We start from the raw sequence: 12,606 nt of genomic DNA on the forward strand, positions 1-12,606 counted from the left end.
GAGACGCAGTCCCACCCGGGCCCGATCCACCCGAAGGAGTTCAGGAACGGGCGGTCGCCACCCTGCGGCCCTCCCGGGTCACGTCGTAGACGCCGGGAACGTCACGCATGGCCCGCATCAGCGTCGGCAGCCGGCCCGCGTCGGACAGCTGGAGCGTGTACGTATGGCGGACCCGCTGCTCCCGCGGCGGTTCGACCGCGGCGGCGACCACCTCGGCGCCCTCCGCGGCGATGGCCTCGGTGAGGTCCGCGAGCAGATGGGGCCTGCTGAACGCCTCCGCGAAGAGGGTGACCCGGTAGTCGCCCCCGTCCCCGTCGTCCTCCTCCGACCAGCGCACCCCGACCCGCTCCCGCCCGGCGGCGGTCATCCGCGTCACGGCGGGGCACCGCTCGCGGTGGACGGTGACGGCGCCGCCGCGCACCGCGAAACCGGTGATCGCGTCCGGCGGTACGGGGGTGCAGCACCGGGCCAGCCGTACGATCACACCGGGCAGGTCGACGACGATGCCCGTCTCCGGGCGGCCCACGGGGGTCACCGACAGCGCGGCGGGGCCCTCGCCCTCGCCCCGTTCGTCTCCGGCCACTTCGTCCGTGGTGTCTTCCGGCCCGTCTTCCACCATCTCGGCGTCTTCCGGGTCGGCGTCTTCCGGGTCGACGGGGCCGTGCAGGTGCTCGGCGCCGGGCGCCTGGCCCTGCGGCGGCTCGTGCGCCGGGTCGGCCGGATGGGCGGCCAGCCAGCGGTTGATGGCGATGCGCGCGGCCGGGGTACGGGCGTGGTCGAGCCATTCCGGCGAGGGCCCGGACGAGGCGGCGTCCCCCGTCATCAGCAGCTGGAGCGTGTCGCCGTCGCACAGCACGGTGCTGAGCGTCGCGATCCGCCCGTTGACCCTGGCCCCGATACAGGAGTGGGCGTCCTCGCCGTACTGGGCGTACGCGGCGTCCACGCAGCTCGCGCCCGCGGGCAGGCCCAGGGTGCCGCCGTCGGAGCGGAAGACCGTGATCTCCCGGTCCTGGGCGAGGTCGTCGCGCAGCGCGGTCCAGAAGATGTCGGGATCGGGGGTGGCGCTCTGCCAGTCGAGCAGCCGGGACAGCCAGCCGGGGCGGGTGGGGTCGGCCCGCTCGCCCTCGGGCGCGGCGGCCGCCTCGGTCGGGGCGTACGGATTGCCGAGGGCGATCACCCCGGCTTCGGCGACCTGGTGCATCTGGTGCGTGCGGATGAGGACTTCGGCGACCTCGCCGGTGCGCCCGGCCACGGCCGTGTGCAGCGACTGGTAGAGGTTGAACTTGGGAACGGCGATGAAGTCCTTGAACTCCGAGATCACCGGGGTGAAACAGGTGTGCAGCTCGCCGAGGACCGCGTAACAGTCCGCGTCCTCGGCGACGAGGACCAGAAGCCGTCCGAGGTCCGATCCGGTCAGCTCGCCGCGTTTGATCCCGGCGCGGTGGACGGAGACGAAGTGCCGGGGGCGCACCAGGACTTCGGCGGTGATGCCCGCCTCCTGGAGCACGGCCCGTACCTCCCCGGCGGCGCGGGCGAGCGGGTCGGGGCGGTCCGCGTGGGACTGGAGCAGTTCCCGGGTGTGGGCGTACTCCTCGGGGTGGAGGATCGCGAAGACCAGGTCCTCCAGCTCGGTCTTGAGCGCCTGCACGCCGAGCCGTTCGGCCAGCGGGATCAGCACATCGCGGGTCACCTTGGCGATGCGGGCCTGTTTCTCGGGGCGCATCACACCGAGGGTGCGCATGTTGTGCAGCCGGTCGGCGAGCTTGATCGACATCACCCGGACGTCGTTGCCGGTGGCGACGAGCATCTTGCGGAACGTCTCGGGCTCGGCCGCCGCCCCGTAGTCGACCTTCTCCAACTTGGTGACGCCGTCGACGAGATAGCGCACCTCCTCGCCGAACTGCTCCCCCACCTGGTCGAGCGTCACCTCGGTGTCCTCGACCGTGTCGTGGAGCAGGGACGCCGTCAACGTGGTCGTCTCGGCGCCCAGTTCGGCGAGGATGAGCGTGACGGCCAGCGGATGGGTGATGTACGGCTCACCGCTTTTGCGCATCTGGCCGCGGTGGGAGGACTCGGCCAGGACGTACGCCTGGCGCAGCACATCCAGATCGGCACCGGGGTGGTACGCCCGGTGCACCTTGGCGACGTGTTCGATCGCGTCCGGCAGCCGGTCCCTGGATGCCGGTCCCTGCAGCGCGGCCCGGCCGAATCTGCGGATATTGCGCAGATCGATGCGGGGGAGGCCGCGCCTGCGGCCGAGAGCGGCTTGATCTGGGGCCTCTGCGCTCATGGGCACCTCCGGCGGCGTCGAGCGTCAACCGGCGTGGGCACTCCCCCGGGGCCGGTGCTTGATGCTATCGACCCCACCACGCACGGCCGACCGCCTCTCGCCCAGAGTGAAACGGATCACCCATGAGAGGGACGATTCAGTCGAGGGCCGCGGCCAGCCATACAGGGTCCAGCTCTCCCTCGGCGACGATCACGGCGGGGCCCGTCATCTCCACCGTACCGTCCGGCCGCTCACTGATCACAAGTCGCCCGCCGGGAACGTCCACCGTGTACGTGACGGGGTGGCCGGTGACCCCCGGATCGGCCCCGTCGCGGCGCGCGGCGGCCACCATGACGGCGCAGGCACCGGTGCCGCAGGAACGGGTCTCGCCGGAGCCGCGCTCATGCACCCGCATCGCGACGTGCCGCGGGCCGCGGTCGACGACGAACTCGACGTTGGTGCCGTCCGGGTACGCCGAGGCGGGGTGCACGGCAGGGGCCGTGAACAGGTCCCCGGCCTGGCCGAGGTCGTCGACGAAGGCGACCGCGTGCGGGTTGCCCATGTTGACGTTGCGGGCGGACCAGGTCCGGTCGCCGACCGCGACGGTGATGGCGCCGTCGGGACCGGGCTCGGGCAGTACGGCCCGGCCCATGCCGACGGTGATCGCGCCGCCGTCCGGGGCGCCCCCGGGCTCCCCGGCGCCCCCGGCGGCCTTGGCGATGTGGACGTGCCGCAGCCCGGCCCGGGTCGCGATCGTCAGATCGCCCTCCTCCACGAGCCCCGCCCGCCGCAGGTACCGGGCGAACACGCGGACGCCGTTCCCGCACATTTCGGCGATGCTTCCGTCGCCGTTGCGGTAGTCCATGAACCACTCGGCCTCGGCAGCCATGGCCCGCGCCTCGGGGTGCGCCGACGACCGTACGACGCGGATCAGCCCGTCGCCGCCGACACCGGCGCGGCGGTCGCAGATCCGGGCGACGGCGGCCGCGGACAGCTCCAGGTGACCGTCCGGGTCGGGGACGATGACGAAGTCGTTCTCAGTGCCGTGGCCCTTCAGGAACCGCGGCCGGGGCGCGTTGCTCATCCCTCGATCCTACGGGGACGCCGCACGGCCCGTCGCTCCGAGCCGGGCGGGGTCGGGGGCGTCAGCGCAGGCGGGCCACGCGCCAGATGGTGAGGGCCGCGAGCAGCACCACGATCACCACGTAGAGGACCACGAAGCGCCAGTCCGGGCGGCGGCCGGAGCCCCGCGGCGGCAGGCCGGGCCAGGTGTAGCCCACCCGGCGGGCGGCCATCAGGCCCCAGCCCGCCGCGCAGCAGCTGAGCAGCAGGCCCAGCATGGCCACGACCGCGCCTCCGTCGCCGAACTCGAAGGCGAGCGGGAAGGCGAACATCAGCGAGCCCAGGATGGCGAGGCCGACGATCGGCGCGATCTGCCAGATCCGCATCCGGCGCGGCGGGCGCAGCTCGCGGAAGGACTCCCCGGAGCCCTGCTCGCCCGGCTCCCCCGCCTCGTCGAGAGCCGGGTCCCCCAGCTCGGGAAGCGCGGGGGCGTCGTCGGGGCCGTCCGGGGTCAGCGGCCCGGGATCGCCGTGCGGCGAGTCCCGTGCTGCCTGCTGCGATGCGTTACGAGGGCCGGCCTCCATCGCCACACGCCCTCCCCACTCCAGACACACGCACGATCGGAGCTTGATGATGGCATGCTCGCGGGGGCCTCGATGACGAGCGGAGCGTCCCGATGCCATCACGTGATCAGGCTGTGACCGCCCGTTCAACCAACGCGAGCGCGTTCGCCAGAAGTTCTTCCCGGTCCGCGGCCGCTCCGCTGAGCCAGTGGACCCTCGGATCGCGGCGGAACCAGGAGTCCTGGCGGCGCGCGAACCGCTTGGTGGCGCGCACGGTCTCGGCCCGTGCCTCGTCCTCCGTGCACTCCCCGGCGAGGGCGGCGAGCACCTGCTGATAGCCGAGGGCCCGGGAGGCGGTACGCCCCTCCCGCAGCCCGGCCGCTTCGAGCCGGCCGACCTCGTCCACCAGCCCCGCGTCCCACATCCGGTCCACGCGCACGGTGATCCGCTCGTCCAGCTCGGGCCGCTCGACGTCCACACCGATCTGGAGGGTGTCGTAGACGGCCTCGTGACCGGGGAGGTTGGCGGTGAAGGGGCGGCCGGTGATCTCGATGACCTCCAGCGCCCGCACCACCCGCCGGCCGTTGCTGGGCAGGATCGCCCGGCCAGCCTCGGGGTCGGCGGCCGCCAGCCGGGAGTGCAGGGCTCCCGGGCCCAGCTCCGCCAGCTCGGCCTCCAGCCTGGCGCGCACGGCGGGGTCGGTGCCCGGGAAGTCGAGCGCGTCGATGGCGCCGCGGATGTAGAGGCCCGAGCCGCCGACCAGGACCGGCGTACGGCCCTCGGCGAGCAGCCGGTCCATCTCGGCGCGGGCCAGCCGCTGGTATTCGGCGACGCTGGCCGTCTGGGTGACGTCCCAGATGCCGAGCAGACGGTGCGGCACGCCCTGCCGCTCCCCTTCCGTCAGTTTGGCGGTGCCGATGTCCATGCCCCGGTAGAGCTGCATGGAGTCGGCGTTGATGACCTCGCCGTCGAGGTGCCGGGCGAGTGCGACGCCCAGATCGGACTTACCGGCCGCGGTGGGGCCGACGACGGCGATGACTCGCGGCGGATGGCCTGCTGTATTCACCCGCCCAGTCTCGCAAACCCCCGGGGGCCTCCTCGAACGAGCGACGTGACGGGGGATGGCCGTGGTCGTTGCCTGTTGCGAGGTTCCGAGGTCCGGTTCGGGGAACCGGTGCCCGCGAGCGGCGCAATGGGACGCTCCGAGCGGCACGGGATTTCGCCCACACGAGTAAGCTATGGAGTAGATATGGGCGTGTTTTCCAGGTTTCGTCGTGCGCCGAAGGAGACGAGTCGTTCGTCCGACGTGGCGCCATCCGAGCAGTCCGCGGCCGACGCTGTGACGGCGGCACCGGCCCCCGGGGCCCCCGCCGAGGCGGAGCCGGAGCGGAGCGAGAGCGAGGAGGCGTCCGCGGCGGGCGAGGGGGCGTCGATCCCGAAGCAGCAGTCCGCGGCCGAGACGGCCGACAGCGAGGCCGGTGAGGGCGCCCGCACATAAGGCATCCGATGAGGGAAGGTGGCCCATGGGCCTGATGGACAATCTCAAGGCCAAGGCCGGTGTCATGAAGGACCGGGCCGGGAGCTTCGCACAGCAGCACGAGGCCAAGATCGGGCGAGGTCTCGACAAGGCTGCCAAGAAGGTCGACACCGGGACCAAGGGCAAGTACAGCGCAAAGATCGAGACTGGCACGGGCAAGGCGAAGGACGCCCTCAACCGCTTCTCCCACCGGAACGAGCCGAACGAGGATCTCGGCGGGAACGAGCGCAAGGACCAGGGCGGCGACAAGGCCTGAGCCCCGCCGGTACGCGGCCGCGACGCGGATGCCTCGCGGCCGCGGGGGCTGTGTGCCCATAACCCGCGCCGCGACACCCCGCGCCCCGATACCCCGCGCCGCCATAGCCCGCGCCACCGTGCGCCCATCCGCCCCGGCACCGGCCCGCGCCGCACGCCGCGCCGCCCGAGCGGCGGCTCGTCCCGGGACGCCGTGGTCCGGCGCCCGCGGCCGGCGACGCCCGCGCTACGCCCAGCGGGCCACGAAATACCCCACGCCGTATGGCGCCTCGTCATACCGCAACTCCCCCTTCAGCCCCGCCCCTTCGGCCGCTCCCGCGAGCACCTGCAGCGGGGCGCGGCCAGCCGCCTTCAGCTCGTAGGCCAGGTGCTCGTCGAGCGCCGCGAGAGCCGCGGTGTCGGCCGCCGCCAGCGCCCGCGCCACCTCGGCGTCGAACGCGGCGGCACGCTCGTCGAGATAGCCCGGCGCCTTCAGCGTCCGGCACGCGCTGCCGTCGCCCATGACCAGCAGCGCGACCCGCTCCGCCGACGCCGCGAGCTTCCTTCCGACTTGGATACACCGCTCGGCCGCCAAAGGTTCCCCCACCCCCAGCCCCTCGACGGGCGAAACGTCCCACCCGGCGCGCTCCAGCAGCCAGGCGCCGACCGCCAGCGACGGCGGCAGCGGCCGCCCGGACGCCCCGTCCCCGGCCTCGCCACCGCGTTCCGCGCCCGGCTCCGGCGCCACGCCCCCGAGGCGTACCTCCACATCCACGCCGAAGCCGTGGAACGATCCGGTCGCGCCCTGCGCATGGGCGCCGCGTCCGGCCTGCTCCGCCGGTCCGGCCACGATCAGCCGCTCGGGCCGGGCCGCCGCGAGCGCCGCGACCGCGTCCAGGCAGGCCGCGCGCAGCGCGTCCAGCTCGGGGGCCGCTCCGGCGGCCACCTCGGGCACCAGCAGCGGCGGACACGGACAGACGGCGGCGGCGATCAGCATGATCGCCAGCCTATCCGGCGGGGCGGCCCCGCGGCCGGGTCGGTCAGCCGCGGCCGCAGCCCGTCGCGGGCTCCGGGGCAGGGGCGGGCGCGCCGATGGTGGGCAGCCCCAGCATCACGCCCGCCGGCTTCTTCTCCCCGGCCGCGTTCCGCCGCTCCCAGGCGTCACCGGCGCGCGTGCGCCGCACACCCCGGGCCGGGCCCTCGGCCAGCAGATGGTGCGGCGCGGCGTAGGTGATGTCGACGGTGACGACGTCACCGGGGCGCACCGGCTCCTCGGGCCGGGAGAAGTGCACCAGGCGGTTGTCGGGGGCGCGGCCGGACAGCCGCCGGGTGGCGTCGTCCTTGCGGCCCTCGCCCTCGGCGACCAGCACCTCCAGCGTGCGGCCCACCTGCTTCTTGTTCTCCTCCCAGGAGATCTCCTCCTGGAGGGCGACCAGCCGCTCGTACCGCTCCTGGACGACCGCCTTCGGCAGCTGCCCGTCCATCTCGGCGGCGGGCGTCCCAGGCCGCTTGGAGTACTGGAAGGTGAACGCCTGGGCGAACCGCGCCTCGCGCACCACGTGCAGCGTCTGCTCGAAGTCCTCGTCCGTCTCGCCGGGGAAGCCGACGATGATGTCGGTCGAGATGGCGGCATCCGGCATCGCGGCGCGCACCTTCTCGATGATGCCGAGGTAGCGCTCCTGCCGGTACGAACGGCGCATCGCCTTCAGCACGGTGTCCGAGCCGGACTGCAGCGGCATGTGCAGCTGCGGCATCACGTTCTCCGTCTCCGCCATGGCGGAGATGACGTCGTCGGTGAAGTCGCGCGGATGCGGCGAGGTGAACCGGACCCGCTCCAGCCCCTCCACGTTCCCGCAGGCGCGCAGCAGCTTGCTGAACGCCTCGCGGTCACCGATGTCGGAGCCGTACGCGTTCACGTTCTGGCCGAGCAGGGTGATCTCGGTGACGCCCTCGGCGACCAGCGCCTCCACCTCGGCGAGGATGTCGCCCGGGCGGCGGTCCTTCTCCTTGCCGCGCAGCGCCGGGACGATACAGAACGTGCAGGTGTTGTTGCAGCCGACGGAGATGGAGACCCACGCGGCATACGCGGACTCGCGCCGGGTCGGGAGGGTGGAGGGGAAGGCTTCGAGCGACTCGGCGATCTCGACCTGGGCCTCTTCCTGGACCCGGGCGCGCTCCAGCAGCACCGGCAGGCTGCCGATGTTGTGGGTGCCGAAGACGACATCGACCCAGGGGGCCTTCTTGACGATGGTGTCGCGGTCCTTCTGGGCCAGGCATCCGCCCACGGCGATCTGCATGCCCGGGCGTCGCGCCTTCATCGGCGCGAGCCTGCCGAGATTGCCGTACAACCGGTTGTCGGCATTCTCCCGCACCGCGCAGGTGTTGAAGACGACGATGTCGGCCTCGCCCTCACCGGTGCCTTCGGGCGCACGGACATAACCGGCGCCTTCCAGCAGGCCGGACAGGCGCTCGGAGTCGTGGACATTCATCTGGCACCCGTAGGTGCGCACCTCGTAAGTCTTCGCACTCATCTCAATCGACCAGGGTACGTGCTCGTCCCGCTTCCCCGCCCCTCCCTTCCCGGGCCGGGGCCTGGCAGGATTCCGCCCATGGCCGTCAGTCTTCCGCGCCCGGATCGGCGCCGCGCCCTGCAGTCCGCCGCGGCGGGCGTGGTCGTCCTCGCGCTGCTGCTGTGGTGGCTGCTGCCGGTCGGCGGCGAGGCGACGCCCCGGGGGAAGGTGACCTTCGCGACGGGGGTGTCCACCGGGGTCTACCAGACCTACGGCGAGATGCTGAAGCGGGATCTGTCCCGTGACCTCCCCGATGTGGACGTCACGCTCGAGGAGACCCGGGGGTCGCCCGACAACGTGGAGCGGCTGGCCCGGGGCCAGGCCACGTTCGCCATCGCCGCCACCGACGCCGTCGCCGCCTACCACGGCAAGGACGCCGGGCGGCTGCGTGCCTGCGCGCGGCTGTACGACGACTACATGCAGCTGATCGTGCCGCAGGGCTCGAAGGTGCGCTCGGCACGGGACCTGCGGGGCCTGCGGGTCGGCGTCGGGGACGACGGCTCGGGCGTACAGCTGATCACGCGGGGGCTGCTCAAGGCCGCCGGGCTCGGCTTCGACAAGGACATCACGCCCGTGCGCTCCGGTATCGACACGATGCCGGAGCTGCTGCGGAAGGGGAAGCTGGACGCCTTCTTCTGGTCCGGCGGGCTGCCGACCACCGCGGTGCGCACCCTGGCCCGGGAGTATCCGATCAAGCTGGTCCAGCTCGGCGACCTCACCGGCCCGCTGCACCGGCAGGGCGGGGTGACGCGCTACTACCGGGCGGCGACCGTGCCCGCCGACGCGTACCAGGAGATACGCCAGCCGGATGACGTCAAAACGATCGCGGTACCGAATCTCCTGGTCACCACGGACCGGGTGGACCCGGAACTGGCGAAGGGTGTCACCCGCACGGTGATAGAGAACCGGGACCGCATCGGGGCGAAGGTGCACGCCGCACAGAAGGTGGACCTGCGGACGGCCGTTTTCACCGATCCGCTGCCGCTCCACCAGGGCGCTGCGCGCTATTACCGCTCGGAAAAGCCGTGAGATCACCGCTCCGGGAAGCCGTCAGACCACCGCTCGGAAAGGCCGTGAAGCCGCCCTCGCGCGCCCGGATCAGCACGCGTCTCACTGCGGCTTGCCACGCGGCACGGTGATGGTGACGCACAGGCCGCGGGGTTCGTTGGGCGCGTAGGCGATGGTGGCCCCGCCCGCCGTCAGCAGCGCGTGGGAGATGGACAGGCCCAGCCCCGAACCCGAGACGTTCTGGTGAAGGTTGCTGCGCCAGAAGCGGTCGCCGATCCGGGCCAGCTCGTCCTCGGTGAGGCCGGGGCCGCCGTCGGCGACGGTCAGGGCGATGGTCTCGCCCTCGGCCCGCGCCGAGACCTCGACATGGGACCCCTGCGGCGTGAACTTCAGCGCGTTGTCGACGACCGCGTCCAGAGCGCTGGACAGGGCCACCGGATCGGCCCAGCCGGTGATGGCCGAGGGGCCCGTATAGGCGAGACCGACCTCCTCGCGCCCGGCGACCGGAAGCCAGGCGTCCACCCGGTCGGCGGCCAGTTCGGCGATGTCGGTGAGCCGCAGATCGGCCGCGGTGTGTTCGGCCAGGGCGAGGTCGAGGAGGTCGTCCAGGACGCGGGCCAGGCGCTTGCCCTCGGTGCGTACCGAGGCGATCTCCTCATGGCCGTCGGGCAGTTCCAGGCCCAGCAGCTCGATGCGCAGCAGCAGCGCGGAGAGCGGGTTGCGCAGCTGGTGGGAGGCGTCGGCGACGAAGGCCCGCTGCTGTTCGAGGACTTCCTCGACATTGTCGGCCATCTCGTTGAACGAGCGGGCCAGCCGGCGCAGCTCCGGCGGGCCCGAGGCGGCCGCGACCCGGGACTGCATGCGCCCGGTCGCGATGTCGTGCGTGGCGGTGTCCAGGATGCGTACGGGCCGCAGCACCCAGCCGGTGAGCCGGATCGCGGCCCCCACCGCGAGCAGCATCGCGGCGCACTCCCCGCCCGCGATGACCAGCCAGCCGTGCAGGATGCGCGAGCGCATCCGGCCGGTGGGCGAGTCGGTCACGACGACGGCCACCACGTCCCCGTCCCGTACGACGGGGGACGCGACGGTGAGCCTGCCCCGCTGCCAGGGCCACACCTGCGGCGGATCGTGGCTGCGGCGCCCGGCCAGGGCCTCGTCGAAGGCCTCGGCACCGTTCCCGCTCCGGGGCAGCCGCCAGTCGGCGGGCGCCTTGGCCATCCGCAGGCCGTCCCGGAAGAACACCCCGGCCCGGATGCCGTACAGATCGTGGTAGCGCACGAGTTCCGAACGCAGGGTGTTGAGCCGTTCGTTGCCCTGCTCGCCGTCCTCGCCGTCCGGGCGCGCGACGGCCGTCGGCCCCGCGGTGACGTACTGGGCGAGCGCGGCGAAGCGGGCGGTGTCGTCGATCCGGTCGACGACCACGCGCTGCTGCTCCCGGGCGGCCAGGCTCCCGGCGAGCGGGAAGCCGAGCGCGAGCAGGACGCCCGCCATGAGGACGATCAGCAGCGGGAGGAGGCGAGTGCGCACGCGGAATGCCCTGGCCGCTCAGCCGGCCGGGGTGACGAGACGGTAGCCCACGCCGCGGACCGTCTCGATCAGGGCGGGCATGTGCAGCTTGGAGCGGAGCGAGGCGATGTGCACCTCCAGGGTGCGCCCGGTCCCCTCCCAGCTGGTGCGCCACACCTCACTGATGATCTGCTCACGGCGGAAGACCACACCGGGGCGTTGGGCGAGCAGCGCGAGCAGGTCGAACTCCTTGCGGGTGAGCGAGATCGTCGCGCCGTCGACCGAGACCTGGCGGGTGGGCAGTTCGATGGTGACCGGACCGAGTCGCAGCGGCGGCTGCGGGCCCTCCCCGCCCTCCTCGCCCCCGGCGCCCGTACCGGACCCGGCACCGGAGTCGGAGGGGAGGGTGCGCCTGCTGACGGCGTGGATGCGGGCGAGCAGCTCCATCGTGTCGTACGGCTTGACCACGTAGTCGTCGGCACCGAGGTTGAGCCCGTGTATGCGGGACCGTACGTCGGCGCGCGCGGTCACCATGATCACGGGCGTCGCGGTGAGCTTGCGGATGCGGCCGCACACCTCGAAACCGTCCTGGTCCGGCAGCCCGAGGTCGAGAAGTACGACGCCGAACGGCGCGCCCGCGCCGGGCAGCAGCGCCCGCAGCGCCTCCTCGCCGCTGCGGGCATGGATGACGTCGAAGCCGTGCCGCGACAGCACCGCGGACAGGGCCGCGGCGACATGGTTGTCGTCCTCGACGAGCAGCAGCCTCACCGGCCCCTCCTCCACCTTCCCTCTCATGGGTTACGCGACTTAAGGTGCGCGCGGCCCGAACGTGACCGAAGACACGGTCCCAGGGAATCCACTCCGATCCACGCGCACGCGTCAAGACGCATACAGTCACGGGGAGGTTTCCGTTACTCAGCCGGTACGGCGCACTTACGGCCCGTTACACAGAGTGCCGGGCCGAGGCCAGATCGTTATCCTCAATTTCCGCTCAGATGTAATGACGCTGATCGTGGCTGCTCATTAATGTCCTCCCAACCAAGGAGGACGGGAGCGGAAAGCCGAATGAGCGAAGTATCGGTGACCAAGGACGCCGCACCAGTGGCGAACGCGTTGGTCGCGCTGTCCGGAGTCAACAAGCATTTTGGCGCGCTGCATGTCCTCCAGGACATCGACCTGACCATATCCCGCGGCGAGGTGGTCGTCGTCATCGGGCCGTCGGGGTCCGGGAAGTCCACGCTGTGCCGCACGATCAACCGGCTGGAGACGATCGACGCCGGTTCCATCACGATCGACGGCAAGCCGCTGCCCCAGGAGGGCAGGGAGCTGGCCCGCCTGCGCGCGGACGTCGGCATGGTCTTCCAGTCCTTCAACCTCTTCGCGCACAAGACGGTGCTCGAGAACGTGGTGCTGGGCCAGATCAAGGTCCGTAAGGCCGACAAGAAGGCCGCCGAGGACAAGGCCCGCAAGCTGCTCGACCGGGTGGGCGTCGGCGCCCAGGCCGACAAGTACCCCGCGCAGCTCTCGGGCGGCCAGCAGCAGCGGGTGGCCATCGCCCGCGCGCTGGCCATGGACCCGAAGGTGATGCTCTTCGACGAGCCGACCTCGGCCCTCGACCCGGAGATGATCAACGAGGTGCTGGAGGTCATGCAGCAGCTCGCCCGGGACGGCATGACGATGGTCGTCGTCACCCACGAGATGGGCTTCGCCCGGTCCGCGGCGAACCGCGTGGTCTTCATGGCGGACGGCCGGATCGTCGAAGAGGCCGAGCCGGACCAGTTCTTCAACAATCCGCGCAGCGACCGGGCCAAGGACTTCCTCTCGAAGATCCTCCACCACTGAGCACCGCTGGGCCCC

12 protein-coding genes are annotated in these 12,606 nt (G+C 72.3%); 4 read left to right on the forward strand and 8 right to left on the reverse strand.

Annotated elements, in window-relative coordinates:
- Positions 1-40: 40 nt before the first annotated feature.
- The 4 genes from ABZ370_RS16590 to miaA form a co-directional block, all read right to left on the reverse strand.
- Positions 41-2,290 (reverse strand): HD domain-containing protein, encoded by a 2,250-nt coding sequence (locus tag ABZ370_RS16590; RefSeq protein WP_358620825.1) that lies wholly within the window; start codon positions 2,288-2,290, stop codon positions 41-43.
- Positions 2,291-2,426: 136 nt separating this feature from the next.
- Complete coding sequence (gene dapF, locus ABZ370_RS16595; protein ID WP_358620828.1) at positions 2,427-3,353, reverse strand: diaminopimelate epimerase; 927 nt, start codon at positions 3,351-3,353, stop codon at positions 2,427-2,429.
- Between the two features lie 61 nt (positions 3,354-3,414).
- Positions 3,415-3,915 (reverse strand): hypothetical protein, encoded by a 501-nt coding sequence (locus ABZ370_RS16600; RefSeq protein WP_358620939.1) that lies wholly within the window; start codon positions 3,913-3,915, stop codon positions 3,415-3,417.
- A 106-nt stretch (positions 3,916-4,021) separates the two neighbouring features.
- Positions 4,022-4,960: a tRNA (adenosine(37)-N6)-dimethylallyltransferase MiaA gene (miaA, locus tag ABZ370_RS16605; protein ID WP_358620830.1), complete on the reverse strand. Its 939-nt coding sequence runs from the start codon at positions 4,958-4,960 to the stop codon at positions 4,022-4,024.
- Between the two features lie 240 nt (positions 4,961-5,200).
- Here miaA and ABZ370_RS16610 point away from each other — a divergent pair, with 240 nt between their 5' ends.
- Both ABZ370_RS16610 and ABZ370_RS16615 read left to right on the forward strand, forming a co-directional pair.
- Positions 5,201-5,392: a gliding motility protein gene (locus ABZ370_RS16610; protein WP_358620833.1), complete on the forward strand. Its 192-nt coding sequence runs from the start codon at positions 5,201-5,203 to the stop codon at positions 5,390-5,392.
- A 25-nt stretch (positions 5,393-5,417) separates the two neighbouring features.
- Positions 5,418-5,687 (forward strand): antitoxin, encoded by a 270-nt coding sequence (locus ABZ370_RS16615; RefSeq protein ID WP_358620836.1) that lies wholly within the window; start codon positions 5,418-5,420, stop codon positions 5,685-5,687.
- A 225-nt stretch (positions 5,688-5,912) separates the two neighbouring features.
- On the opposite strand, the gene ABZ370_RS16620 is transcribed toward ABZ370_RS16615, so the two are convergent.
- Both ABZ370_RS16620 and miaB read right to left on the reverse strand, forming a co-directional pair.
- Positions 5,913-6,662, reverse strand: coding sequence for a class III extradiol dioxygenase subunit B-like domain-containing protein (locus tag ABZ370_RS16620; protein ID WP_358620839.1), 750 nt, complete (start codon positions 6,660-6,662; stop codon positions 5,913-5,915).
- Between the two features lie 43 nt (positions 6,663-6,705).
- Positions 6,706-8,196, reverse strand: a complete 1,491-nt coding sequence (gene miaB / locus ABZ370_RS16625; RefSeq protein ID WP_358620842.1) for a tRNA (N6-isopentenyl adenosine(37)-C2)-methylthiotransferase MiaB — start codon at positions 8,194-8,196, stop codon at positions 6,706-6,708.
- A gap of 78 nt (positions 8,197-8,274) precedes the next feature.
- On the opposite strand from miaB, the gene ABZ370_RS16630 reads away from it, so the two are divergent.
- Positions 8,275-9,264 (forward strand): TAXI family TRAP transporter solute-binding subunit, encoded by a 990-nt coding sequence (locus ABZ370_RS16630; protein WP_358620844.1) that lies wholly within the window; start codon positions 8,275-8,277, stop codon positions 9,262-9,264.
- A gap of 81 nt (positions 9,265-9,345) precedes the next feature.
- Here the strand turns inward: ABZ370_RS16630 and ABZ370_RS16635 are convergent, their stop codons facing one another.
- Together ABZ370_RS16635 and ABZ370_RS16640 are read right to left on the reverse strand one after the other, a co-directional pair.
- On the reverse strand, positions 9,346-10,770 hold the full coding sequence (locus ABZ370_RS16635; protein ID WP_358620847.1) for a HAMP domain-containing sensor histidine kinase: 1,425 nt from the start codon (positions 10,768-10,770) through the stop codon (positions 9,346-9,348).
- Positions 10,771-10,788: 18 nt separating this feature from the next.
- Positions 10,789-11,517, reverse strand: coding sequence for a response regulator transcription factor (locus ABZ370_RS16640; RefSeq protein ID WP_358620849.1), 729 nt, complete (start codon positions 11,515-11,517; stop codon positions 10,789-10,791).
- Between the two features lie 297 nt (positions 11,518-11,814).
- On the opposite strand from ABZ370_RS16640, the gene ABZ370_RS16645 reads away from it, so the two are divergent.
- Positions 11,815-12,591: an amino acid ABC transporter ATP-binding protein gene (locus tag ABZ370_RS16645; protein WP_009714604.1), complete on the forward strand. Its 777-nt coding sequence runs from the start codon at positions 11,815-11,817 to the stop codon at positions 12,589-12,591.
- The last annotated feature ends 15 nt before the right edge of the window (positions 12,592-12,606 follow it).

This window comes from Streptomyces sp. NPDC005962, assembly GCF_040629205.1.
Taxonomy (GTDB): domain Bacteria; phylum Actinomycetota; class Actinomycetes; order Streptomycetales; family Streptomycetaceae; genus Streptomyces.